24 protein-coding genes are annotated in these 22,741 nt (G+C 69.9%); 16 read left to right on the top strand and 8 right to left on the bottom strand.

Features of this window, described 5'->3' with window-relative positions; all coding sequences use genetic code 11:
* Positions 1–76: 76 nt before the first annotated feature.
* From E5S66_RS09005 to truD, 8 genes are all read left to right on the top strand, one after another.
* Positions 77–1,099: a glucokinase gene (locus E5S66_RS09005; RefSeq protein ID WP_138348911.1), complete on the top strand. Its 1,023-nt coding sequence runs from the start codon at positions 77–79 to the stop codon at positions 1,097–1,099.
* 178 nt (positions 1,100–1,277) lie between these two features.
* Positions 1,278–2,945, top strand: coding sequence for a CTP synthase (locus tag E5S66_RS09000; protein WP_138348910.1), 1,668 nt, complete (start codon positions 1,278–1,280; stop codon positions 2,943–2,945).
* An 8-nt stretch (positions 2,946–2,953) separates the two neighbouring features.
* Positions 2,954–3,787 carry a 3-deoxy-8-phosphooctulonate synthase gene (kdsA, locus tag E5S66_RS08995; protein ID WP_138348995.1) on the top strand — a complete coding sequence of 278 codons (834 nt, stop codon included), beginning with the start codon at positions 2,954–2,956 and terminating at the stop codon, positions 3,785–3,787.
* Between the two features lie 21 nt (positions 3,788–3,808).
* Positions 3,809–5,101 (top strand): phosphopyruvate hydratase, encoded by a 1,293-nt coding sequence (eno, locus tag E5S66_RS08990; protein WP_138348909.1) that lies wholly within the window; start codon positions 3,809–3,811, stop codon positions 5,099–5,101.
* A gap of 14 nt (positions 5,102–5,115) precedes the next feature.
* The gene (ftsB, locus tag E5S66_RS08985; RefSeq protein ID WP_028838970.1) at positions 5,116–5,454 is read left to right on the top strand and encodes a cell division protein FtsB; all 339 of its coding nucleotides are present in this window, start codon (positions 5,116–5,118) and stop codon (positions 5,452–5,454) included.
* Positions 5,451–6,137 carry a 2-C-methyl-D-erythritol 4-phosphate cytidylyltransferase gene (ispD, locus tag E5S66_RS08980; protein WP_138348908.1) on the top strand — a complete coding sequence of 229 codons (687 nt, stop codon included), beginning with the start codon at positions 5,451–5,453 and terminating at the stop codon, positions 6,135–6,137. Before ftsB ends, ispD begins: the two co-directional genes overlap by 4 nt.
* Entirely contained in the window at positions 6,134–6,613 is a 480-nt protein-coding gene (gene ispF, locus E5S66_RS08975) for a 2-C-methyl-D-erythritol 2,4-cyclodiphosphate synthase (RefSeq protein WP_138348907.1), read from the top strand. The genes ispD and ispF overlap by 4 nt, the downstream gene beginning before the upstream one ends.
* On the top strand, positions 6,610–7,644 hold the full coding sequence (gene truD / locus E5S66_RS08970) for a tRNA pseudouridine(13) synthase TruD (protein ID WP_138348906.1): 1,035 nt from the start codon (positions 6,610–6,612) through the stop codon (positions 7,642–7,644). Before ispF ends, truD begins: the two co-directional genes overlap by 4 nt.
* A gap of 45 nt (positions 7,645–7,689) precedes the next feature.
* Here the strand turns inward: truD and E5S66_RS08965 are convergent, their stop codons facing one another.
* A complete protein-coding gene (locus E5S66_RS08965) occupies positions 7,690–8,256 on the bottom strand; it encodes a Smr/MutS family protein (protein WP_138348905.1) in 567 nt (188 codons plus the stop codon).
* A gap of 73 nt (positions 8,257–8,329) precedes the next feature.
* On the opposite strand from E5S66_RS08965, the gene surE reads away from it, so the two are divergent.
* From surE to E5S66_RS08945, 4 genes are read left to right on the top strand one after another with little or no spacing between them, the layout of a single operon-like run.
* Entirely contained in the window at positions 8,330–9,118 is a 789-nt protein-coding gene (surE, locus tag E5S66_RS08960) for a 5'/3'-nucleotidase SurE (RefSeq protein WP_138348994.1), read from the top strand.
* On the top strand, positions 9,115–9,795 hold the full coding sequence (locus E5S66_RS08955; RefSeq protein ID WP_171033518.1) for a protein-L-isoaspartate(D-aspartate) O-methyltransferase: 681 nt from the start codon (positions 9,115–9,117) through the stop codon (positions 9,793–9,795). The genes surE and E5S66_RS08955 overlap by 4 nt, the downstream gene beginning before the upstream one ends.
* Positions 9,792–10,406, top strand: coding sequence for a YqaA family protein (locus E5S66_RS08950; protein ID WP_138348904.1), 615 nt, complete (start codon positions 9,792–9,794; stop codon positions 10,404–10,406). The genes E5S66_RS08955 and E5S66_RS08950 overlap by 4 nt, the downstream gene beginning before the upstream one ends.
* 8 nt (positions 10,407–10,414) lie before the next feature.
* Positions 10,415–11,179, top strand: a complete 765-nt coding sequence (locus E5S66_RS08945; protein ID WP_138348903.1) for a peptidoglycan DD-metalloendopeptidase family protein — start codon at positions 10,415–10,417, stop codon at positions 11,177–11,179.
* 137 nt (positions 11,180–11,316) lie between these two features.
* On the opposite strand, the gene E5S66_RS08940 is transcribed toward E5S66_RS08945, so the two are convergent.
* From E5S66_RS08940 to purM, 3 genes are read right to left on the bottom strand one after another with little or no spacing between them, the layout of a single operon-like run.
* Positions 11,317–11,988: a DUF3108 domain-containing protein gene (locus E5S66_RS08940; protein ID WP_138348902.1), complete on the bottom strand. Its 672-nt coding sequence runs from the start codon at positions 11,986–11,988 to the stop codon at positions 11,317–11,319.
* Between the two features lie 33 nt (positions 11,989–12,021).
* On the bottom strand, positions 12,022–12,666 hold the full coding sequence (gene purN, locus E5S66_RS08935; RefSeq protein WP_138348901.1) for a phosphoribosylglycinamide formyltransferase: 645 nt from the start codon (positions 12,664–12,666) through the stop codon (positions 12,022–12,024).
* Complete coding sequence (gene purM / locus E5S66_RS08930; RefSeq protein WP_246037188.1) at positions 12,666–13,715, bottom strand: phosphoribosylformylglycinamidine cyclo-ligase; 1,050 nt, start codon at positions 13,713–13,715, stop codon at positions 12,666–12,668. Before purM ends, purN begins: the two co-directional genes overlap by 1 nt.
* A gap of 149 nt (positions 13,716–13,864) precedes the next feature.
* On the opposite strand from purM, the gene E5S66_RS08925 reads away from it, so the two are divergent.
* From E5S66_RS08925 to hda, 3 genes are read left to right on the top strand one after another with little or no spacing between them, the layout of a single operon-like run.
* Positions 13,865–14,962, top strand: coding sequence for a DUF2066 domain-containing protein (locus tag E5S66_RS08925; protein ID WP_171033517.1), 1,098 nt, complete (start codon positions 13,865–13,867; stop codon positions 14,960–14,962).
* Positions 14,963–14,964: 2 nt separating this feature from the next.
* Positions 14,965–16,146, top strand: a complete 1,182-nt coding sequence (locus E5S66_RS08920) for an AI-2E family transporter (protein WP_138348900.1) — start codon at positions 14,965–14,967, stop codon at positions 16,144–16,146.
* A gap of 1 nt (position 16,147) precedes the next feature.
* Positions 16,148–16,855 (top strand): DnaA regulatory inactivator Hda, encoded by a 708-nt coding sequence (hda, locus tag E5S66_RS08915; protein ID WP_038053076.1) that lies wholly within the window; start codon positions 16,148–16,150, stop codon positions 16,853–16,855.
* Here the strand turns inward: hda and murU are convergent.
* Complete coding sequence (gene murU, locus E5S66_RS08910; RefSeq protein ID WP_138348899.1) at positions 16,852–17,550, bottom strand: N-acetylmuramate alpha-1-phosphate uridylyltransferase MurU; 699 nt, start codon at positions 17,548–17,550, stop codon at positions 16,852–16,854. The two genes, hda and murU, sit on opposite strands and share 4 nt — an antisense overlap.
* Entirely contained in the window at positions 17,547–18,551 is a 1,005-nt protein-coding gene (locus E5S66_RS08905) for an aminoglycoside phosphotransferase family protein (protein ID WP_138348898.1), read from the bottom strand. The genes murU and E5S66_RS08905 overlap by 4 nt, the downstream gene beginning before the upstream one ends.
* A gap of 42 nt (positions 18,552–18,593) precedes the next feature.
* Here E5S66_RS08905 and E5S66_RS08900 point away from each other — a divergent pair, with 42 nt between their 5' ends.
* Positions 18,594–20,012: a mannose-1-phosphate guanylyltransferase/mannose-6-phosphate isomerase gene (locus E5S66_RS08900; protein WP_138348897.1), complete on the top strand. Its 1,419-nt coding sequence runs from the start codon at positions 18,594–18,596 to the stop codon at positions 20,010–20,012.
* Positions 20,013–20,225: 213 nt separating this feature from the next.
* Here the strand turns inward: E5S66_RS08900 and cysK are convergent, their stop codons facing one another.
* Positions 20,226–21,185, bottom strand: a complete 960-nt coding sequence (gene cysK / locus E5S66_RS08895) for a cysteine synthase A (protein WP_138348896.1) — start codon at positions 21,183–21,185, stop codon at positions 20,226–20,228.
* Between the two features lie 33 nt (positions 21,186–21,218).
* Positions 21,219–22,679: a siroheme synthase CysG gene (gene cysG / locus E5S66_RS08890; RefSeq protein ID WP_138348895.1), complete on the bottom strand. Its 1,461-nt coding sequence runs from the start codon at positions 22,677–22,679 to the stop codon at positions 21,219–21,221.
* Between the last annotated feature and the right edge of the window lie 62 nt (positions 22,680–22,741).

Here is a 22,741-nt window from a genome sequence, read left to right as displayed (position 1 = left end):
GCCGGCGGCCCCGCCTACAATTGCCGCCGGGTCGCCGCGTTGGTGGATCCTTTCCGAAGGCAGGCGACGGCGGCAGATGCATGGCGACACAGTGTTGGATGGGGCAGGCGTGACCGCGCAGTCATCGGCGAGGCGCCTGCTTGCCGCCGACGTCGGCGGCACCTACGCCCGCTTGGGCCTGGTCGATCCGGACGGCGACGGGTTCAGCGTCGGTTTCCACCGCCGCTACGAATGCGCAGCTTTCCCCAGCCTGGCCGCGGTGCTGCGCCGTTTCCGCGACGAGGCCGTCGGCGCCGGCGAGACCGCGTTTCCGGACGCCTGCGTGGTGGCGATTGCCGGCGTGCTGCAAGGCGATCATCTGCTCAACGGCAACCTGGCGTGGCCGGTGTCGCTGTCCGCGACCCGTCGCGACGCCGGCATCGGCCATCTGCACCTGATCAACGATTTCGAGGCGCTGGCCTGGGCGCTGCCGCGGATTCCGCAGGCGCAGTTGCAGCCGCTGGGTGCCGCGGGTGGCCTGCCGCTGCCGACGCTGCTGCTGGGCCCGGGCACCGGGCTGGGCGCCGCGCTGCTGGTGGAACAGGACGGCCGGCCCGCCGTGCAGCCCAGCGAAGCCGGGCAGGCCGCGCTTGCCGCAGGTACGCCGCTGGAACTGGAGGTGGTGCGGTTGCTGCAGGCGCGCTTCGGCCACGTGGCCAGCGAGCGAGTGTTCTCCGGCCCCGGGCTGGTGAACCTGTACCTGGCGCTGTGCGCGCTGCGCGAGATGCAGCCGCGCTGGCAAACGCCGGCGGAGCTGGTGGAAGCCGCGGACCAAGGCAGCGACCCGCTTGCGGCCGAGTGCATCGCGCTGTTCTGCGGATGGCTGGGCAGCTTCGCCGGCGACCTGGCGTTGACCTTCCGCGCCGGTTCGGTCTGCCTGGCCGGAGGCCTGACCGGGCACCTGCAGCGCCATCTCGGTCGTGGCGACTTCATCCGTCGCTTCCTCGACAAGGGCGTGCTGTCCGACAGCCTGCGCGAGGTGCCGGTACACGCGCTGGAGCACGGCGATCTGGGCCTGATCGGCGCGGCGGCCTGGCACGCGGCGCGGCCACGCGACTGAGCGCCGGCAAGCGGCGTTGCGGTGGCGCGGGTCGCGTCTGCAAGACCCGGCTGCGGTCTTCGCAAAAAGCGTGTTTCCATTCCGGATCAATGACTTGTGCCGGAACAGGGGGCGCGCGGCCATGTACGCCCGCGCGTCTTGCCGCTAGAATGCGGGTTTCCAGCGCCGCGCTGCCGCCATGACTTCCCCTGCTACCCATACGCCCCTTCTCTTCGTGACCGGGGGCGTGGTGTCCTCGCTCGGCAAAGGCATTTCCGCCGCTTCGCTGGCGGCGATCCTCGAAGCCCGTGGCCTGAAGGTCACGATGATGAAGCTGGACCCCTATCTCAACGTCGATCCGGGCACGATGAGCCCGTTCCAGCACGGCGAGGTCTATGTCACCGACGATGGCGCCGAGACCGACCTCGACCTCGGCCATTACGAACGCTTCGTCAACACCCGCCTGTCGGGGCTGAACTCGATCACCACCGGCAAGATCTACGACGCCGTGATCCGCAAGGAGCGCCGCGGCGACTACCTCGGCGGCACCGTGCAGGTGATCCCGCACGTCACCGACCAGATCAAGCACTGCATCGACGCCGCCACCGCCGGCTTCGATGTCGGCATCGTCGAGATCGGCGGCACCGTCGGCGACATCGAGTCGCTGCCGTTCCTCGAAGCCATCCGCCAGCTGCGGATCGAGCGCGGCGCCGACCATGCGATGTTCATGCACCTGACCCTGGTGCCGTACATCGCCGCCGCCGGCGAGCTGAAGACCAAGCCCACCCAGCATTCGGTGAAGGAACTGCGCGGCATCGGCATCCAGCCGGACGTGCTGATGTGCCGCAGCGAGAAGCCGCTGCCGGACGGCGAGCGCCGCAAGATCGCGCTGTTCACCAACGTGCCGGAGAAGGCGGTGATTTCCGCCATCGACCTGGACAACATCCACAAGATCCCGCGCTGGCTGCACGCGCAGGGCCTGGACCAGCTGGTGGTGGAGCAGTTGCGCCTGCAGGACAAGGCGCATGCCGCCGACCTGTCGGAATGGGACGCGGTGGTCGACGCCGCGGAGCATCCCGACGACGAGGTCACCATCGCCGTGGTCGGCAAGTACGTCGACCACAAGGACGCCTACAAATCGGTGGGCGAGGCGCTCAAGCATGGCGGCATCCGCCAGCGCACCCGCGTGAACCTGAAGTGGCTGGAGGCCGGCGACCTCGAGCGCGAGGGCGCCGCCGCGCTGCTGGCCGACGTCGACGGCGTGCTGGTGCCGGGCGGGTTCGGCGACCGCGGCTTCGAAGGCAAGGTGCTGACCTCGAAGTACGCGCGCGCTACCAGGCTGCCGTACTTCGGCATCTGTTACGGCATGCAGGCGGCTGTGGTCGACATGGCCCGCCACGAGGCCGGGCTGGCCGGCGCCAACAGCACCGAGAACGACCGCGATTCCGCGCATCCGGTGATCGGCTTGATCACCGAGTGGCGCACCCAGAGCGGCGAAGTGGAGCGCCGCAGCGAGGGCTCCGACCTCGGCGGCAGCATGCGCCTGGGGTTGCAGGACCAGCGCGTCAAGCCAGGCACGCTGGCGCACGCGCTGTACGGCAAGGACGTGGTGGGCGAACGTCACCGCCACCGCTACGAGTTCAACAACCGCTACCGCACCCAGCTGGAAGACGCCGGGCTGGTGATTTCCGCCAAGTCGATGGATGACCTGCTGGTGGAGATGGTGGAACTGCCGCAGGCCGTGCATCCGTGGTTCCTGGCGTGCCAGGCGCATCCCGAGTTCCTGTCCACGCCACGCAGCGGTCACCCGCTGTTCGTCGGCTTCATCCGCGCCGCCCGCGAACGCAAGGCGGCCCAGCAGAAGTGAGCGCACCCATGGATCTTTGCGGTTTCGAAGTCGGCCTGGACCAACCGCTGTTCCTGATCGCCGGCCCCTGCGTGGTGGAAAGCGAGCAGCTGCAGCTGGACGTGGCCGGACGACTGCAGGAGATCACCGCCAGGCTCGGGATCAACTTCATCTTCAAGTCCAGCTTCGACAAGGCCAACCGCACCTCCATCAACAGCTTCCGCGGCCCCGGCATGGAAGAAGGCCTGCGCGTGCTGGCCGAGGTGAAGCGTCAGCTCGGCGTGCCGGTGCTCACCGACGTGCACGAATACACGCCGATGGACGAAGTGGCTTCCGTCGTCGACGTGCTGCAGACGCCGGCCTTCCTGGTGCGGCAGACCGATTTCATCACCAGGGTCTGCGCCACCGGCAAGCCGGTCAACATCAAGAAGGGCCAGTTCCTGTCGCCGTGGGACATGAAGCCGGTGGTGGAGAAGGCCAAGTCCACCGGCAACCAGCAGATCATGGTCTGCGAGCGCGGTGCCAGCTTCGGCTACAACAACCTGGTCAGCGACATGCGCAGCCTTGCGGTGATGCGCGACACCGGCTGCCCGGTGGTGTTCGACGCCACCCATTCGGTGCAGCTGCCGGGCGGGCAGGGCGCAAGCTCCGGCGGCCAGCGCGAGTTCGTGCCGGTGCTGGCGCGCGCCGCGGTCGCCGTGGGCGTGTCCGGCGTATTCATGGAAACCCATCCCGACCCGAGCAAGGCGCTGTCCGACGGCCCCAATGCCTGGCCGCTGGGCAAGATGGAAGCACTGCTGGAAACCCTGCTGGAACTGGACGCCGTGACCAAGCGCGGCGGCTTCCTCGAATCCTCCTTCTGATTCCCGAGACGATTTCCCACGATGACCACGATCACCCGGATCCACGCCCGCGAAATCCTCGACAGCCGCGGCAATCCCACCCTTGAAGCCGAAGTCACGCTGGCCGACGGCAGCTTCGGCCGCGCCGCGGTGCCGTCCGGCGCCTCCACCGGCAGCAAGGAAGCGGTGGAGCTGCGCGATGGCGACAAGACCCGCTACCTCGGCAAGGGCGTGCAGAAGGCTGTCGGCAACGTCAACGGCGTGATCGCCGACGCGCTGCAGGGCTTCGACGCCGCCGACCAGGGCGGGCTTGACAAGCGCCTGATCGACCTCGACGGCACCGAGAACAAGGGCCGGTTGGGCGCGAACGCGCTGCTGGGCGTGTCGATGGCGGCCGCGCACGCGATGGCGGCCTCGCGCAAGCAGGCGCTGTGGCAGTACCTCGCCGGCATGACCGGCGCGGCGCCGGTGCTGCCGGTGCCGATGATGAACATCATCAACGGCGGTGCGCACGCCGACAACAACGTGGACCTGCAGGAGTTCATGGTGCTGCCGGTCGGCTTCGATTCGTTCAGTGAAGCGCTGCGCAGCGGCACCGAGATCTTCCACGCGCTGAAGTCGGTGCTGAAGGCGCGCGGCCTGTCCACCGCGGTGGGCGACGAAGGCGGCTTCGCCCCCGACCTGCGCAGCAATGAAGAGGCGCTGGAAACCATCCTCGAAGCCATCGGCAAGGCCGGCTACAAGGCCGGCGAAGACGTGCTGCTGGGCCTGGACGTGGCGTCCACCGAATTCTTCGAGAACGGCAAGTACAACCTCACCGGCGAAGGCAAGCGCCTGACCTCGGAGCAGTTCGTCGACTTCCTCGCCAACTGGTGCGCGCAGTACCCCATCGTCACCATCGAGGACGGCATGGCCGAAGACGACTGGGACGGCTGGAAACTGCTGACCGACCGCCTCGGCGGCAAGGTGCAGCTGGTCGGCGACGACCTGTTCGTCACCAACCCGCGCATCTTCAGGGACGGCATCAGCCGCGGCGTGGCCAACGCCATCCTGATCAAGGTGAACCAGATCGGCACGTTGAGCGAGACGCTGGAAGCCATCGCGATGGCCGACGCGGCGAAGTACGCGGCGATCGTCTCGCACCGCTCCGGTGAAACCGAGGACACCACCATTGCCGACGTCGCGGTGGCCACCACCGCCACCCAGATCAAGACCGGCTCGCTGTGCCGTTCCGATCGCGTGGCCAAGTACAACCAGCTGCTGCGCATCGAACAGCAGTTGGGTGCGGCCGCGCGTTACGCCGGTCGCGACGCCTTCGTCTCGCTGAAGCGCTGAGCCTGCACGCCGTCGTGGCGAAGCCGTTGCCCGTGCTGCTGGTCGTGCTGGTGCTGCTGTTGGCGGCGCTGCAGTACAAGCTCTGGTACGGCAGCGGCGGCCAGCACGAAGTGGCCGCGCTGACCGCGCAGGTGAAGACACAGGTGGCCGAGAACCGCCGCCTGCAGGCGCGCAACGATGCGCTGGCGGCGGAAGTCGCCGATCTCAAGGCTGGCGGCGAAGCGGTGGAAGAGCGTGCGCGCAGCGAGTTGGGCATGGTCAAGCCGGGCGAGATCTTCTACCGGGTGATCGATGGCGCGCAGGCCGCGCCCGCATCCGCCGCGCCGGCGGGCGAGGCCGCGCCGCAGCCATGAGCTGGGCGCTGATGCCCGCCGCCGGCAGCGGACGCCGCTTCGGCGGCGAGGTGCCGAAGCAGTACCTGGCTGCCGCCGGCAAGCCGCTGATCGCGCATGCACTCGGCGCACTGCTGGCGCATCCGGCCATCGACGGCGCGGTGGTGGCGCTGGCGGCGGACGATCCGCACTGGCCGGGCTGGACCAGCCTGCACGGCAAGCCGGTGATTGCATGTCTGGGCGGCCTTGAGCGCGCCGATTCGGTGCTGGCCGCGTTGCGCGCACTGCCGGCAAGCGTGCCCGAAGACGCGCTGCTGCTGGTGCACGACGCCGCGCGGCCCAACCTGCGCGCGGATGACATCGACAAACTGATCGACGCCGCGACGGCCTGCGCCGACGGCGCCATCCTCGCCGCGCCGGTGCGCGACACCCTCAAGCGCGCCAATGCCGAAATCCGCATCGAGGCCACCGAACCGCGCGAGCGCCTCTGGCGCGCGCTGACCCCGCAGGGCTTCCGCCGCGACCTGCTGTTGCGTGCGCTGCAAGCGGCGCGTGCGGCGGGCGTCATGGTGACCGACGAGGCGATGGCGGTGGAGCGGCTGGGTCTGCATCCCGCGCTGGTCGAAGGCCGCGAGGACAACCTGAAAGTCACCACGCCGGCGGACCTGGCATTGGTCGAATTCCTGCTGGCGAGGCAGTCATGAATATCCGCATCGGTCAGGGCTTTGATGTGCACGCCTTCGGCGATGGCGACCACGTGATGCTGGGCGGCGTGCGCATCGCGCATGAGCGCGGCGTGCTGGCGCATTCCGACGGCGACGTGGCGCTGCACGCGCTGTGCGACGCCATGCTGGGCGCGCTGGCGCTGGGCGACATCGGCGTGCATTTCCCGCCGTCGGATGCGCGCTGGAAGGGCGCCGACAGCCGCGCCTTCGTCCGCCACTGCAACGCGCTGATCCTCGAGCGCGGCTGGCGGGTGGGCAATTGCGACATCACCGTGATCTGCGAGCGGCCGAAGGTCGGGCCGCATGCGCAGGCCATGCGCGAGCTGATCGCCGCCGACCTCGGCATCGACATCGATGCGGTCAGCGTCAAGGCGACCACCAGCGAGCGGCTGGGTTTCACCGGTCGCGGCGAAGGCATCGCGGCGCAGGCGGCGTGCCTGCTGGTGCGCGCGTGACGGCGCCTGTGCGCGCCCACGGCGCGCCGGTGCTGGCCGCGCGCATCCGCAGCAGTGCCGAGGACTTCTTCGTCGAGGAACTGCCGGGCTTCGAGCCCAGCGGCGCCGGCGAGCACCTGCTGCTGACCATCGAGAAGCGCGGCATGAACACCGCGTTCGCAGCGAAAACCATTGCGCAATGGGCGGGCGTGGACGAATCGGCGATCGGCTATGCCGGGCTGAAGGATCGCCATGCGGTGACCCGCCAGCGCTTCAGCGTGTGGCTGCCGAAAAAGATCGCACCGGACGTCGACGCACTGCAGACGGACGAACTGCGGGTGCTGGAACACGCTTGGCATTCACGCAAGCTGCCGCGCGGCGCGCTGGCCGGCAACCGTTTCGTGCTGGTGCTGCGGGCGCTTGAAGGCGAGCGCGATGCCGTCGATGCGCGGCTGTCCGCGATCGCGGCGCGCGGCGTGCCCAACCACTTCGGCGAACAGCGCTTCGGCCGTGGCGGCGACAACGTGCGCAAGGCGGTGGCGATGTTCGCCGGCGGCCGGGTGAAGCGCGAGGAGCGCACGATGCTGCTCTCCGCCGCGCGTTCGGAGCTGTTCAACCGGGTGCTGGCGGCGCGGGTCGAGGCGGGCAATTGGGACGCGGCGCTGGACGGCGAGGTGTGGATGCTGGACGGCAGCCGCAGCGTGTTCGGCCCCGAGCCGTTCACCCCGGAACTGCAGGCGCGGCTGGAGGCGTTCGACATCCATCCCAGCGGCCCGCTGTGGGGCGAGGGCGAACTGCGCAGCACCGGCGCCGCCCGCGAGCTGGAGCTGGCCGCGCTGGCCGGCGATACCGCCTCGCGCCTGCGCGCGGGCCTGGAGCGCGCAGGCCTGAAGCAGGAGCGCCGCGCGCTGCGGCTGCGGCCGGCCGAACTGGCGTGGTCATGGCGCGATGACGGCGCGCTGGAGCTGCGCTTCGCGTTGCCGCCGGGCTGCTACGCGACCACGGTGCTGGGCGAGTTGGGCGAGATCGTGGATTCCGCACAATCCCGGTAACCGCTATTTTTCCCGTCGTCGCGGGAACGATCCGTGCCGGCAGCTTCAGCGCTTCTCCAGCAACACCAGCACCGCCCCGGTGCCGCCCTGCGCCGCAGGCGGCGAATGGAAGGCGAGCACGTCGGCGCGCTGGCGCAGCAGCCGGTCCACCAGGTTCTTCAGCACCGGCAACCGCTCTTCGGAATTGCGGCCCTTGCCGTGCACGATCCGCACGCAACCCAGGCCGTGCGCGCGGCAGTCGCGCAGGAATTCGCGCAGCAGTGCTTCGGCGGTGCGGGCGGGCAGACCGTGCAGGTCGAGTTCTTCCTGCGCCGCGTATTCGCCGCGCGCCAGTTTCTTCAGCACCCGCGGAGTGATTTCCTCGCGCCGGTAGCTCATCTCGTCGCCGGCTTCCAGTGCGGACACCAGCATGTGGCGGAACTCCTCGCGGGCGGCTTCCTCGTCGCGACGGGCCATCTTCGCGGACGGCTTCGGCTTCGGGGCGGCGGGCGGCGGCGTGGCCTCCGGCAGCGCCCGCACCTTGCCCCGGTCGGCGCCGATGGCGGCGCGGAACAGGCTGGCGTCGTCGCGGTCGTCCTGCTCGGGAGGAATGTCGGGCGGGGCCTTGCGCATGCCGCTCAGGTTACCGCGAAGCGCCTGTGCGCATCCGGTATCATGGCCACATGCACAATGTTCCGATGCCGTGATGCGGGTACTGGTCAGCAACGACGACGGTGTCGACGCCCCCGGCATCCACGCGCTGGCCAAGGGCCTGCGCGACGCCGGCCACGAAGTGGTGATGGTGGCGCCCGACCGCGACCGCAGCGGCGCCAGCAATTCGCTGACGCTGGATGCACCGATCCGGGTGGTGCAGCTCGATCCGCGCACCTGGAAGGTCTACGGCACCCCCACCGACTGCGTGCACGTGGCGGTCACCGGCATGCTGGAGGCGCTGGGGCTGGAACCCGACATCGTGGTATCGGGCATCAACAACGTCGCCAACCTCGGCGACGACGTGATCTATTCCGGCACCGTGGCGGCGGCGATGGAAGGCCGCTTCCTGGGGCTGCCGGCGGTGGCGATGTCGCTGGTCACCGAGGCCCACCAGGGCAAGCACTACGAAAGCGCGGCGCGCGCGGCGGTGGAAATCGTCGAGCGTCTGCGCCGCGACCCGCTGCCGGCGTCCACCATCCTCAATGTGAACGTGCCGGATCTGCCGTGGGACGAGATCCGCGGTTTCGAGACCAGCCGCCTCGGCCATCGCCACCGCGCCGAGCCGTGCATGCCGCAGGAAGATCCGCGCGGGCGCCAGTGGTGGTGGATCGGTGCGGCCGGCGACGAACAGGACGCGGGGCCCGGCACCGATTTCAACGCGGTGCGCAGCGGTCACATCGCGATCACCCCACTGCACGTCGACCTGACCCGCTACCAAGCGCTGGAACAGGTCGCCAGCTGGGTCGGCGGACTGGCCGCGTCGCTGGAGGCGGCATCGTGATCGCGCGGATGCGCCTGCAGCCGGCCGACCTCGGCATGGGCCTGACCGGCCAGCGCGTGCGCGACCGCCTGATCGACGACCTGCGCAAGGGCGGCATCACCGACGAGCGCGTGCTCAACGCGATCCGCACGGTGCCGCGCCACCAGTTCGTGGACGAGGCGCTGGCTTCGCGCGCCTACGAGAACAACGCGCTGCCGATCGGGCATGGGCAGACCATCTCGCAGCCGTTCGTGGTGGCGAAGATGACCGAGGCGCTGCTGCGCGACGGGCCGAACAAGGTGCTGGAAGTGGGCACCGGCTCGGGTTACCAGGCCGCGGTGCTGGCTGCGCTGGGGCTTGATGTCTTCACCGTCGAGCGCATCGGCGACCTGCTGCGCACCGCGCGCAAGCGCTTCCGCAGCCTTGGCCTGCATGTGCGCAGCAAGCATGACGATGGCCGCATCGGCTGGCCGGAAGAAGCACCGTTCGACGCCATCATCGTCACCGCCGCCGGTCCTGCGCTGGTGGATGCGCTGATCGCGCAGCTGGCGCCGGGGGGAGTGCTCGTGGCACCGGTGGGCGCCTCCGGCGGGCAGTCGCTGCTGTGCCTGCGCAAGCAGGCCGATGGCAGCATCGTGCAGGAAGATCTGGGCGCGGTGGTGTTCGTGCCGCTGCTGTCGGGGATGACCGATCGATGAAACTGTTTGGCCCGCTCTACCAGCGCGCGCTGGTCTGGTCGCGGCATCCGAAGGCGCCGGCACTGCTGGGCGGCCTGAGCTTCGCCGAGGCCATCGTGTTCCCGGTGATGCCGGAAGTGATGCTGGCACCGATGTGCCTGGCGCAACCGAGGCGTGCGTTCCGCTTCGCCGGCATCAGCCTGCTGTTCTCGCTGCTGGGCGCGGTGGTCGGCTACCTGCTGGGCCATTACGCCTACGAAGTGGTCAAGCCGGGGTTGGCCGCGCTGGGCTGGCTGACGCGGATCGAGGCCGAGGTGGCGGATTTGCGCGGGATCGTCGCGCATTCGCCGTGGCGGGCGTTCTGGCTGTTGGTGCTGGCCGGGTTCACGCCGATTCCGCTGAAGATCTTCACCTGGGCCAGCGGCATCGTCGGGGTGCCGATGCTGCCGTTCCTCGCAGCGATGCTGGTGGGGCGCGGCAAGCGGGTCTACCTGCTGGCGCTGGTGATCCGGGTGGGTGGCGAGCGCGCCGAGCGCGCCCTGCATCGCTGGATCGAACACCTGGGCTGGGCGGCGATGGTGCTGCTGGCTGCGCTGGTCGGTTGGCTGCTGTTGCGCGGGCCTGCGGCATGATGGGCGGCATGCGCGGATATCGGGTGCTGGCGGTGGTGGTGGCGGTGGTCGTGCTCGCGGGCTGCGGGCGCAGCCGGGTGGTGCGCGAATATCCGCATCGCGGCGCGCGCGGCAGTGCCGGCGCGCTGCCGCCGGTGCGGGTATCGCAGCCGAAATACGGCGCCACCGCGGTGGTCCAGCGCGGCCAGACGGTCTACCGGATCGCCACCGAAAACGGCATCACCGCGCTGGATCTGGCGCTGTGGAACGACATCCCGCCGCCTTACACCATCCATCCTGGGCAGCGCCTGCGCCTGTATCCGAGCGATCGCCGTGATCCGCCCGCGCGTCCCGTTGTTGCGAAGCCGTCCACCACGCCGCCGCAGCGTCAGGCGACCGCGCCGGCAGCGCCTCCGGCCAGCGAACTGGCCTGGCGCTGGCCGGCGGAAGGCGCAGTGGTGACCACCTTTGCGGGCGGCGATCCCACCCGTCAGGGCATCGACATCGCCGGCAAGGCCGGGCAACCGGTACGCGCCGCCGCCGATGGGGTGGTGGTGTATTCCGGCTCGGGCCTGGTGGGCTATGGCGAGCTGGTGATCGTCAAGCACAACGACCAGTGGCTGTCGGCCTACGGGCACAACCGCGCGCGGCTGGTGAACGAAGGCGCGCTGGTCAAGGCCGGCCAGCAGGTCGCGGAAATGGGCCGCAGCGGCGCCGCGCGCGACATGCTGCACTTCGAGATCCGCTACAACGGCAAGCCGGTCAATCCGCAGGGTTATCTGCCCGCGCGCTGAAAGCGTCCTGGCTGTGCGGTTGCGGCGCAGTGGCGCTTGCAGAACCGACTGCGCGCGAACGCGGCGGAGCAAGCTCCGCCGCACGTAGAACAGCAAAAATCCGGGCGCGGACGCAGCCGCGCCTTGTGTCGTCCGCTTCAGCGCACCGACTTGAGCGTCAGCTCCAGCTCGTCCTTGCCATCCTTGCGCTGCAGGATGCGCGCCGGGGTGGGCAGGCCGTCGACGATCCACACGATCACCTGCTTGTCGTCGCTGCTGCGCGAGACCTTGGTGGCCGTCTGCTGCTTGCCGCCGATGGTGACGGTGTCCTTGCCGAGGTTCTGGAAGCGCTGTGGCCGTGCCACGCCGTTGTCCACCAGCCTGTAGCTGAGCGGCTTGCCGGCGGCCACGTCGCGGACCAGGGCCAGGTTGATCAGCATGCCGTCGAGGTCGCCGTCCTCCAGCTTCACCGGGCCCACCCGGTCGGCCTTCACGTCGCCGCTCCAGTGCGCCTCGCGCTGGGCCCAGTCGTAGCTGGCGTTCTTCTGCGAGCGCTTGAACAGCACCTGCGTTGCATCGACGCCGGAAAGCGGGCGGAAGCTGCCGCCATGCTCCTCGAACACGGTGGTCTGGCGCGAGCTGCCCAGCTGGTTGCTGACGCTCAGCTGGTAGTTCCAGCGGTTGTCGGCGCCGCGGTTCAGGCTGATCTGCGCGTTCGCCTGCACGCCCTTCCAGCTGGCCTCGTAATCGGCCACGAACGGTTTGACCGCCCACGCCTGCGAGGCAGCGAGCAGCAGGGTCAGGGCGGAGGCGATGCGGACTGCTTTCATGCGGGATACCTGTTCGTTACCGACGCAATCGCGTCAGGTCGCCATCGACTCTAGCGACAGCGGCGTAAACAGGGCCTGACCATCCAGGGTCGCCTGTCCGTTGCGTTCAGCAAGCCGGCCGGAGGCGGCCAGCTGCAGCACTCCCAGCAGCAGGGGGTGTTCGACTGCCAGCACCCGCGCGGCCAGGGTGTCGGCATCGTCGTTGGGCAGTACCGGCACCCGTGCCTGTGCGATCACCGCGCCGCCGTCCAGCTCGGGGTCGACGAAGTGCAGGCTGGCTCCGTGCTCGGCATCGCCGTCATCGAGCGCGCGCTGGTGGGTATGCAGGCCCTTGTGCTTGGGCAGCAGCGAGGGATGGATGTTCAGGATCTTGCCGGCGAAGCGCTGCACGAAGGCTTCGCCAAGGATGCGCATGTAGCCGACGCAGACCACCCAGTCCGGCTCGCAGACGGCCACTGCATCGGCCAGCACCGCGTCGAAGGCCTCGCGGCCGCCGCAGGATTTGGGCGTGCGCGACCAGCGCAGCGCTTCCGGGACCCGCTGCAGGGCCAGCGCATCGGGCCGGTCGGAAAACACGCCGGCGATGCGCGCGTCCAGCACGCCGGCTTTGATCGCATCGAGGATCGCCTGCAGGTTGCTGCCGCGCCCGGAGGCAAGGATGGCGAGGCGGACCGGCATCAGCGGATGTGCAACCGCTCGCCTTCGCCGGAGGCCGGCACGACCTGGCCGATCTGCCAGTGCGGCAGACCCAAGCGGTCTAGGTCGGCGCCGATCGCGGCGATAGCGTCGGGCGACACCATCAGCACGTAGCCGATGCCGCAGTTGAAGGTGCGCCACATTTCCTCGCGCGCCACATTGCCTTCGCGCTGCAGCCAGTCGAACACCGCCGGCAGCGGCCAGCTGGCGGTGTCGATCTCCAGACCGAATTCCTTCGGCACCACCCGGATGATCTTCTCCACCAGCGCGCCGCCGGTGACGTGGGCCATGGCGTGGATGTCGTGCTTGGCCAGCAGTTCCAGCACCGGCTTGACGTAGATGCGGGTGGGTTCCATCAGCGCATCGGCCAGGGTCACGCCGCCGAGATCGAGGTCCAGTGGATTGCCGGCGCGCTCGAGGATCCTGCGCACCAGCGAATAGCCGTTGGAATGCGGGCCGCTGGAGGCGATGCCGATCAACACGTCGCCCGCGCGCAGCCTGCTGGAATCGATGAGCTTCGACTTTTCCACCGCGCCGACGGTGAAGCCGGCCAGGTCGTATTCACCCGGCGGGTACATGTCGGGCATTTCCGCGGTCTCGCCGCCGATCAGCGCGCAGCCGGCGATCTCGCAGCCCTTGGCAATCCCGCCGACCACGTTCACCGTGGTCTCCACGTCCAGCTTGCCGGTGGCGAAATAGTCGAGGAAGAACAGCGGTTCGGCGCCCTGCACCAGCACGTCGTTGACGCACATCGCCACCAGGTCCTGGCCGATGCTGTCGTGGCGGTTCAACTGCTTGGCCAGGATGAGTTTGGTGCCGACGCCATCGGTGCCGGAGACCAGCACCGGCTCCCGGTAGCGGCTGGAGAGGTCGAACAGGCCGCCGAACAGGCCCACGCCGCCCAGCACTTCCGGGCGCATCGTGCGGCGCACCAGCGGCTTGATGCGTTCGACCACCTCGTTGCCGGCATCGATATCGACGCCTGCGTCGCGGTAGGTCAGGCCGGGGGAGGAGGGTGTGGATGGCGTCACGGCGGACTCGCACGGGCGTGGTGAATCGGCGATTTTAACAGCCGCAGGCCGTGGACATGGACGCGCCCGCCCGGCTGCGGCACCATTTCGGTAGCGATGGCCGGGATTTCCGGCGAGGAATGGCAATGCAGACGAAGCCGCAAGGGACGATGCGACGGTGCAACCGATGGTTCTGGGCGGCGCTGCTCGGCATGTGCCTGCTGCCGGTGGGCGCGGCGCTGGCACAACGCACCGAGGGCGACCGGGCGCAGGCGCAGGGCGCCTACCAGGCTGAAGTGGTGGTGCGCAACCAGACCGACGGCGAGCGCGACAAGGCCTTTACCCGCGCCCTGGCGCAGGTGCTGGGCAACGTCACCGGCGACGACGGCGCCGCCCAGCGGCCGGGCGTGCGCGAGGAGCTGGCGAAGGCCCAGGACTACGTGGACGGCTACGACTACCGCCAGGACGAAGGCGTATCGGCCACCGGCGCGCCCAGCTTCCAGACCAAACTGGTGGTGCGCTTCCGCCAGCAGGACGTGGACGATCTGGTGGCGATGCTGGGCCTGCCCAGCTGGCCGCAGCCGCGTCCCAAGCCGGTGCTGTGGCTCGCCATCGATGACGGCCGCGGGCCGCGGCTGGTGGGGCTGGGGCAGGTGAACGCGGCGCGTTCGGTGCTGGATGCGGCCAAATCGCGCGGTTACGCGCTGGGCCTGCCGTCCGGCAATGCCGCCGAACAGGCCGCGGTTGGCGCGATCTGGCGCGGCGACACCGCCGCGATCGCCTCGCTGTCGAAGCGCTACAGCCCGCCCATGCAGTTGATCGGCAAGCTGCAGCGCGGCGCCGAAGGCTGGCGCGCGGACTGGACCCTCGTCGACGGCGGCAGGGTGCTGGCGAGCTGGCAGACCAGCAGCATGGACGCCCGCAAGGCGATGGCCGGCGGCGCTGAGGGCGCGGCGGATGCGCTGTTCAAGCGCTATGCCAAGGCCGGCACGGCCGGGCCGGCCGGCGTGTATCGCGTGCGCGTGCTGGGGATCGACGGCGCCGACGATTACCTGCGCCTGGCCGGATACTTGGATGACATTTCCATCGTCCGGCGCATCACTCCGACCGGCGCCGCCCCGGACGCGCTCGACCTCGACCTGGATCTTGCATCGGGCATCGCAGGGTTCTCACGCTACGTCAGCCGCGGCGGCACGCTGTCGCCGGTTTCCGCGGGCGAAGGCGACGCCACCACGGGTGTTGTCACGTTCCGGTTGGCGGGGCGCTGAGCATGCATCGCGAAGACGATCTGGCCACCATCGCCGCGTTCTATCGGCGCGTGCAGTGGGCCGCGCTGGCGCTGGGCGTGCTGTGGGTGGTCTGGCTGCTGGCGCCGATCCTCAGCCCGTTCGTGTTCGCCGCGCTGCTGGGCTGGCTGGGCGACCCGATGGTCGACCGCCTGGAAGCCCGCCGCCTGCAGCGCAATACCGCGGTGGTGCTGGTGTTCAGCGTGATGACCCTGCTGCTGACCATCGTCGCCGTTCTGCTGGTGCCGCTGCTGGAGCAGCAGCTGGTGACCCTGGTGGAATCGCTGCCGAACTACCGCGACTGGTTCGTGCAGACCGCGCTGCCGTGGGTCGAGCACCGCACCGGCCTGCAGATACTGTCCTGGCTGGACCCGGAGCGCCTGTTCCAGCTGATCCGCGAACACTGGCAGGGCGCCGGCGGGGTGGCGGCGACGGTGCTGGGCTATGTCTCGCGCTCCGGCTTCGCGCTGATGGGCTGGCTGGCCAACATCGTGCTGCTGCCGGTACTGACCTTCTTCTTCCTGCGCGACTGGGACCTGCTGGTCGAGCGCGTCGGGGCGCTGGTGCCGCGCGACCAGTACGACACCGTGCGCCGGCTGGCGCGCGAATCCGACGAGGTGCTGGGCGGCTTCCTGCGCGGCCAGCTGACGGTGATGCTGATCCTGGGCGTGTTGTATGCGATCGGCCTGTGGGCGGTGGGCCTCAACCTCGGCATCCTGATCGGGCTGATCGCCGGCCTGCTGACTTTCGTGCCCTACCTGGGGCCGGCGTCCATCGTGGTGTTCGGTGGCATCGCCGCGCTGGTCCAGTACGGCGACTGGCAGCACCTGGCCGGGGTGGCGGTGGTGTTCACCGTCGGCCAGATCATCGAGAGCTATTGGCTGACCCCGAAGCTGGTCGGCGACAAGATCGGCCTGCACCCGATGGCGGTGATTTTCGCGGTGATGGCCGGCGGTACCCTGTTCGGCTTCCTCGGCATGCTGCTGGCGCTGCCGGTGGCGGCGGTGGCGAACGTGCTGCTGCGTTACGCACAGGATCGCTACCGACACAGCCGCCTGTATGCCGGCGACGGGCCGGTGATCGTCCTCGATGGGAATGCAGCCGCAGCCGCGGCTGTCGAGCCGCCGACGAGCGAGCCGGCCGAACGCGAGCCGCCCGTCGCCTGAGATGATCGAACTGGTGCCACAACTGCCGCTGGCGCTGCGCGCGCCGCCGGACCAGCGGCTGTCGCGCTATGTCGGCGCCCCCGCAGGCTTGCTGGAAAGCCTGCAGGCGCTGGCTGTCGGCAGCGCCGCCGCCGGCCTTTACCTGCACGGCGCGCACGCCACCGGCAAGACCCATCTGCTGCTGGCCAGCTGCGCCGAGGCGGAGGCGGCCGGCGTGCAGGCCGCCTACCTGACCCTGCGCGGCCTGCACGGGCGGGTGCGCGCAGCGGTGGACGGACTGGAGCGCGCCGAGCTGGTGGCGGTGGACGACGTGGACGCGATTGCCGGCAGCCGCGACGACGAGGTGGCGCTGTTCGACCTGCACAACCGCCTGCACGACGCCGGGCGCGGCGTCCTCTACGCCGCCGATGCCGCGCCCGACGCGCTGCCGCTGGTGTTGCCGGACCTGCGTTCGCGGCTGGCGCAGTGCGCGCGCTGGGCGCTGCCGGTGCTGGACGATGCCGGCCGCGCCGAGCTGCTGCGCCAGCGTGCCGCTGCGCGCGGGCTGGATCTCGACGAGGCCGCGCTGGACTGGCTGTTGCGCCGCTGCAGCCGCGACCTTGGCAGCCTGACCGCGATCTTCGAGCGGCTGGACCGCGCCTCGCTGGCCGCGCAGCGCCGGCTGACCGTGCCGTTTTTGCGCCAGGTGCTGGAAGCGGACCAGGGCTAGCCGCGCAGCTCCGCGTCCAGTCCCTGCAATCGCTCCGGCGTGCCCACGTCGGTCCAGCGCCCGCGATGGTGTTCGCCACTGACCTCGCCGGCGGCCATGTGCGCGCGCAGGAGCGGCGCCAGCGGGAATTTCGGTTTGCCGTTGGCGAGCAGCGGTTCGGGAATGACATCGCGCCAGCCGTCCAGCAACTGCGGGCGATAGACGCCGATGCCGGCATAGGTAAGCTTGTGTCCGCCATCGGCGCGCACGCAGCCGTCGGCGTCGAGGGCGAAATCACCGTGGGTCGCCTGCGGCGGCCGATCCACCATCACCAGATGCGCCAGCCCGCGCGGTTCGCGCGGCAGACCGGCGAAATCGAAGTTCGTCCACACATCGCCATTGACCAGCAGGAAGGGGGCCTCGCCCAGCAGCGGCAGCGCGTTCCACATGCCGCCGCCGGTTTCCAGCGGGGTATCGCCTTCAAACGCGTAGTGGATGCGCAGGCCCCAGCGCGCGCCGTCGCCCAGTGCTGCGGGAAACTGGTCTGCCAGCCACGAGGTGTTGACGACCACGTCGCGGATGCCCAGCGCCGCCAGCTTCTCCAGATGCCATTCGATCAGCGGCTTGCCGCCGACGCGCAGCAGCGGCTTCGGCGTGGTGTCGGTGAGCGGGCGCATGCGCTCGCCAAGGCCGGCGGCAAAGATCAGCGCCTTCATGCCGACATCCTCGCGAACGCGGGCTTGATGGTGTCGTCCAGCAGCTCGCGGAGCGGCGCGAGCTGGGGGTATTTCGGCACCACCGCGTCGAGGTAGCCGAGGAAGCGCGGTGCGTCTTTGATGTAGCGCGGCTTGCCGTCACGATGCTGCAGGCGGGCGAAGATGCCGAGGATCTTGAGGTGCCGCTGCACACCGCACCAGTCGGCATCGCGAAGGAAGACCTCCAGCGCCGGCACCGGCAGGCCCGCCGCGGCGGCGCGCGCGTGGTAGCGGCGCAGCCAGCCGTCCACGCGCGCTTCCGGCCAGCTGAGGAAAGCGTCGCGCAGCAGGCTGACCGCATCGTAGGCGATCGGGCCCAGCACCAGGTCCTGGAAATCCAGCACCGCCGGGCCACCCTCGACCGGCATCAGGTTGCGCGGCATGTAGTCGCGATGGGTCGGCACGCGTGGCTGCGCCAGTGCGTTGTCCATCAGGCGGCGCTGCGCCAGCTCCAGCCGCTCGCTGTCGCCGCAGTCCAGCTCGACGCCGAGGTGGCGGCGGATGAACCACTCCTCGAACAGGCCGGCATCGCGCTGCAGCAGGGCCTCGCCGAACACCGGGACATCCGCCGGCAGCGCCAGCGACTGCAGTCGCAGCAGCTGGGTGATCGCCGCGTCCATGTGCGCATCTGCGTTGGCGTCGTTGATCAGTTGCGCCACGGTCGGGCCGCCGAGGTCTTCCAGCAGCAGGAAGCCGGCGTCGACATCGCGCGCCAGCACCTGCGGCACGCGCACGCCGGCGGCTTCCAGCAGGTCGCGGATGCGCAGCCATGGACGCACGTCTTCCCGGTCCGGCGGCGAGTCCATCACGATCCGCGACGGCGCTGCGCCCACGCTGCGCCAGTAGCTGCGGAAGCCGGCATCGGTGGAGGCGCGCTCAAGGTCGGCGGCGGCATTTCCCAGTGCATGGCGGGCCCATTGCAGGCGGAGGGTGGCGCGGTCGTCGGTTGCAGGGCTGCTCATGGGCAAAGGGTAAACTGCCGCTTCGATTCCAGCGAGGCAGATATGGCGAAGTTGCAGCCCGTGTTGTTGTCCGGCGGTTCCGGCACCCGCTTGTGGCCGCTCTCGCGCGAGGCCTATCCCAAGCAGTTCCTGCCGCTGGCCGGCGACGACACCATGCTGCAGGCCACCTGGCTGCGGGTAGCCGCGATCGCTGATGCCGCGCCGATCGTCGTGGCCGGAGAAGACCACCGCTTCCTGGTTGCCGAACAGCTGCGCCAGATCGGTGCGCCCACGCCGGCGATCGTGCTGGAGCCGCTGGGCCGCAACACCGCGCCGGCGATCGCCGCGGCTGCGCTGCAGGCGCTGGCCGGGGGCGATGATCCGCTGCTGCTGGTGCTGCCTTCCGACCACGTGGTGCGCGATGGCGAGGCCTTCCGTGCCGCCGTCCGGCAGGCGATGCCGGCGGCCGAGGCGGGCGCGCTGGTGACGTTCGGAATCGTGCCGGGCGCGCCGGAGACCGGCTTCGGCTATATCCATGCCGAAGCGGGTGAAGCCGACGGGAGCGATGGCGTGCGCAAGGTGCTGCGCTTCGTCGAGAAGCCCGACGCTGCCACCGCGCAGCGCTATCTGGACGGAGGCGGTTATTACTGGAACAGCGGCATGTTCCTGCTGCGGGCTTCGCGCTACCTCGATGAGTTGCAGCGCTTCCGTCCCGACATCGTGGCGGCGGTGCGCGCGGCGTTCGATGCCGCGGCGCGCGACGGCGATTTCATCCGCCTGGACAAGGCCGCGTTCGCCGCCTGTCCGTCGGATTCCATCGACTATGCGGTGATGGAGAAGACCGATGCCGCCTGCGTGCTGCCGGTGGACATCGGCTGGAACGATGTCGGTTCGTGGTCGGCGCTGTGGGAGGTGAGTCCGCAGGATGCCGACGGCAATGCGCATCACGGCGACGTGGTCTCCATCGACAGTCGCAACAGCTACGCCTACGCGCGGCGGCTGGTGGCGCTGGTGGGCGTGGACGATCTGGTGGTGGTGGAAACAGACGACGCGGTGCTGGTGGCGCGCAAGGACCGGGTGCAGCAGGTCAAGGACGTGGTGGCGCAGCTCAAGGCCGGGCAGCGTTCGCAGGCCGTGCTGCACCGCGAGGTGCATCGGCCGTGGGGCAGCTACGACTCCATCGACATGGCCGACGGCTTCCAGGTCAAGCGGATCAAGGTCAAGCCGGGCGCGCGGCTGTCGCTGCAGTCGCACCAGCGACGCGCCGAGCACTGGGTGGTGGTGCGCGGCACTGCGCGGGTGACCCGTGACAACGACGTATTCGAACTGTTCGCCAACCAGAGCGCCTATATCCCGATCGGTGCCAAGCACCGGCTGGAAAATCCCGGCAGCGCGATGCTGGAGCTGATCGAGGTGCAGTCCGGCGACTACCTGGGCGAGGACGATATCGTCCGCTACGAGGATGTGTACGGGCGGTCGTAAGGGTGTGTGCGGCGTGCGTTCTTTCGCGGCCGCCTTCCCGCGCGCGCTGCCTTCCGCGAATGTCCTCCGGCATTGGCCATCGGCCAATGCCTCCTCCTTGATTTCGCTCCAGGCAGCGCGCGCGGGAAGGCGGCTGGTGGATTCGCGGCGCCGGAAATGAAAACCCCTTCCGCATCGCGGGAGGGGTTTTGCGTGCCTCGGATTGCGCTTGGCTCAGCCCAGGCTTGCCAGCCACTCGTCGTCGCTGCCCTCGTTGATGTCGGCGAACAGCGGACTGGAGAAGTAGCGCTCGCCGGTGTCCGGCAGCATCGCCAATAGCACGCTGCCTTCGGGTGCGGTCTCGGCGATCTGCAGGGCGGTGGCGGCGGTGGCGCCGGCGGAGATGCCGACGAAGATGCCTTCCTCGGCGGCCAGTCGGCGCGAAGTGGCGATGGCGTCCTCGTCGGTGACCGTGCGCAGTTCGTCGAAGGCGCTGCGGTTGATGACCTCGGGCACGAAGTCCGGCGTCCAGCCCTGGATCTTGTGCGGTGCCCAGGCGTCGCCCTTGAGCAGGGCGGCGCCGGCGGGTTCGGTGGCGACGATGCGGGTGTCCGGGCGCGCCAGCTTGAGCACTTCGCCCACCCCGGTCAGGGTGCCGCCGCTGCCCCAGCCGCTGACGAAGACGTCCAGCCGTTTGCCGGCGAAGTCGCGCAGGATTTCCGCTGCGGTGGTCTGGCGGTGGTAGGCGGGGTTGGCCGGGTTGGTGAACTGGCTTGCCCAGAACCAACCGTGCTTTTCGGCCAGCTCCTTCGCCTTTGCCACCATGCCGGTGCCGCGCGCGGCGGCCGGGGTCAGGATGACCTTGGCGCCGTAGGCGCGCATCGCCTTGCGGCGTTCGATCGAGAAGGTTTCGGTCATCACCGCCACGAATTTGTAGCCGCGCGCGGCGGCGATCATCGCCAGCGCGATGCCGGTGTTGCCGGAGGTGGCCTCCACTATCGTGTCGCCGGGCTTGAGCAGGCCGCGCTGCTCGGCGTCGAGGACGATGCCCAGCGCCAGCCGGTCCTTGACCGAGCCGCCGGGGTTGAACGATTCCGCCTTGACATACACCGTCGCGTGCTTCGGTGCGAGGCGGTTGAGACGGATGATCGGGGTGTTGCCGACGGCGTCGAGGATGCTGTTGTAGATGGTCATTGCGATGGATCCTTGGAATGCGGTGGAAAACGGTCAGGCGGCGCGGGCGAGGGCGTCGGGCGGACATCGCTGGCGTTCGCCGCCCAGCGGCGCGGCGCCGAACCAGTGCAGGCGGGTGGCCAGAGCGGCTACTTCGCCCACCACCAGCAGCGCCGGCGCGCGCACGGCATGCGCCGCGGCCAGTTCCGGCAGTTGCGCCAGGGTGCCGGCAACCACCCGCTGCTGCGGGCGGCTGCCGTTCTCCACCAGCGCCACCGGGGTGGATGCTGCGCGGCCATGCGTTAGCAGGTTGTCGCGCAGGCGGGCCAGGCCCTGCACGCCCATGTAGAACACCAGGGTCTGCTGGGGTTTGGCCAGCGCGCGCCAGTCGTGGTCGGCGTCGCCGTCGCGGGCCTGCGCGGTGAGCAGGTGCAGCGACTGCGCATGTGCGCGATGGGTCAGCGGGATGCCGGCATAGGCGGCGCAGGCGGTGGCGGCGGTGATGCCGGGCACCACTTCGAAATCGATGCCGGCCTCGCGCAGCGCTTCCAGTTCCTCGCCGCCGCGACCGAACACGAACGGGTCGCCGCCCTTCAAGCGCACCACCCGGCGACCGGCGCGGGCATGCTCGATGAGCAGGGCGTGGATGTGCTGCTGGGTGGCGTCGTGGTCGCCGCCGACGCGCTTGCCGACATCGATGCGCTGCGCGTCGCGGCGCGCCAGCGCCAGCACTTCGGCGCTGACCAGACGGTCGTGCAGGATCAGGTCGGCCTCGTTGAGCAGGCGCAGCGCGCGCAGGGTCAGCAGGCCGGGGTCACCGGGGCCGGCACCGACCAAGGCGACGCGGCCGGCGGCAGGCGTTGGCCGCGATCCCAGTTCCGCTTCCACCGCGCGGCGTGCCGCCACTGCATCGCCACGACGCAGCAGCGACTGCGCCGGGCCGGCCAGTACGCGTTCGAAGAAGGCGCGGCGCTGGCCCAGGTCGGCCAGCTGCATGCGGATGCGTCCGCGCAGTTCGCCCAGCAGGCCGGCGAGCTGGCCCAGCGCTTCGTCGAGCCGGTTTTCCAGCTGTTCGCGCAGGTGCCGGGCCAGCATCGGCGAGGCACCGCCGCTGGAAATCGCGACCTGCAGCGGGCCGCGCTGCACGCGGGCGGGCAGCTGGGCGCTGGCGAGTTCGGCGTCGTCCACCACATTGATGAACATGCGCCGGGCATGCGCGGCCGCGGCCACCGCGCGGTTGACCGCATTGTCATTGGTGGCGGCGATTGCAAGCCAGCTGCCGTCGAGCTGCTCGGGCGCGAACGCGGCAGCGATGTGCGCCAGCCGGTTCGCCTTGGCCAGCGCCGCCAGCGCGGGGGCCAAAGCCGGAGCCACCACTGCGACCGCGGCGCCGCTATCCAACAACGCCAAGACCTTGCGCGCGGCCACCTCGCCGCCGCCCACCACCAGCACGCGGCGGCCGTGCAGGTCCAGGAACAGGGGAAACAGGGCGGGCGTGACGACGGCTGCGGACATGCCGACACGCTAGGCGGCGTGGCCGGGCGGGGGAAATGGTGGCAGGATGTCTGCTTATGCCT

It is taken from the genome of Thermomonas fusca, from assembly GCF_005862345.1.
Classification (GTDB): Bacteria; Pseudomonadota; Gammaproteobacteria; order Xanthomonadales; family Xanthomonadaceae; genus Thermomonas; species Thermomonas fusca.
This window is presented reverse-complemented; position numbering and strand designations above follow the sequence as displayed.

What these genes read in the sequence shown, in the direction of transcription:
- surE (WP_138348994.1), top strand. Translation starts at nt 8,330, where the DNA reads ATGCGGGTACTGGTCAGCAACGACGACGGTGTCGACGCCCCCGGCATC.
- ispD (WP_138348908.1), top strand. Translation starts at nt 5,451, where the DNA reads ATGAGCTGGGCGCTGATGCCCGCCGCCGGCAGCGGACGCCGCTTCGGC.
- E5S66_RS08950 (WP_138348904.1), top strand. Translation starts at nt 9,792, where the DNA reads ATGAAACTGTTTGGCCCGCTCTACCAGCGCGCGCTGGTCTGGTCGCGG.
- hda (WP_038053076.1), top strand. Translation starts at nt 16,148, where the DNA reads ATGATCGAACTGGTGCCACAACTGCCGCTGGCGCTGCGCGCGCCGCCG.
- cysG (WP_138348895.1), bottom strand. Translation starts at nt 22,679, where the DNA reads ATGTCCGCAGCCGTCGTCACGCCCGCCCTGTTTCCCCTGTTCCTGGAC.
- E5S66_RS08905 (WP_138348898.1), bottom strand. Translation starts at nt 18,551, where the DNA reads ATGAGCAGCCCTGCAACCGACGACCGCGCCACCCTCCGCCTGCAATGG.
- E5S66_RS08940 (WP_138348902.1), bottom strand. Translation starts at nt 11,988, where the DNA reads ATGAAAGCAGTCCGCATCGCCTCCGCCCTGACCCTGCTGCTCGCTGCC.
- murU (WP_138348899.1), bottom strand. Translation starts at nt 17,550, where the DNA reads ATGAAGGCGCTGATCTTTGCCGCCGGCCTTGGCGAGCGCATGCGCCCG.
- E5S66_RS08925 (WP_171033517.1), top strand. Translation starts at nt 13,865, where the DNA reads ATGCGACGGTGCAACCGATGGTTCTGGGCGGCGCTGCTCGGCATGTGC.
- ispF (WP_138348907.1), top strand. Translation starts at nt 6,134, where the DNA reads ATGAATATCCGCATCGGTCAGGGCTTTGATGTGCACGCCTTCGGCGAT.
- E5S66_RS09005 (WP_138348911.1), top strand. Translation starts at nt 77, where the DNA reads ATGCATGGCGACACAGTGTTGGATGGGGCAGGCGTGACCGCGCAGTCA.
- kdsA (WP_138348995.1), top strand. Translation starts at nt 2,954, where the DNA reads ATGGATCTTTGCGGTTTCGAAGTCGGCCTGGACCAACCGCTGTTCCTG.
- eno (WP_138348909.1), top strand. Translation starts at nt 3,809, where the DNA reads ATGACCACGATCACCCGGATCCACGCCCGCGAAATCCTCGACAGCCGC.
- purN (WP_138348901.1), bottom strand. Translation starts at nt 12,666, where the DNA reads ATGCCGGTCCGCCTCGCCATCCTTGCCTCCGGGCGCGGCAGCAACCTG.
- E5S66_RS08920 (WP_138348900.1), top strand. Translation starts at nt 14,965, where the DNA reads ATGCATCGCGAAGACGATCTGGCCACCATCGCCGCGTTCTATCGGCGC.
- E5S66_RS08945 (WP_138348903.1), top strand. Translation starts at nt 10,415, where the DNA reads ATGCGCGGATATCGGGTGCTGGCGGTGGTGGTGGCGGTGGTCGTGCTC.
- E5S66_RS08900 (WP_138348897.1), top strand. Translation starts at nt 18,594, where the DNA reads ATGGCGAAGTTGCAGCCCGTGTTGTTGTCCGGCGGTTCCGGCACCCGC.
- E5S66_RS08965 (WP_138348905.1), bottom strand. Translation starts at nt 8,256, where the DNA reads ATGCGCAAGGCCCCGCCCGACATTCCTCCCGAGCAGGACGACCGCGAC.
- cysK (WP_138348896.1), bottom strand. Translation starts at nt 21,185, where the DNA reads ATGACCATCTACAACAGCATCCTCGACGCCGTCGGCAACACCCCGATC.
- E5S66_RS09000 (WP_138348910.1), top strand. Translation starts at nt 1,278, where the DNA reads ATGACTTCCCCTGCTACCCATACGCCCCTTCTCTTCGTGACCGGGGGC.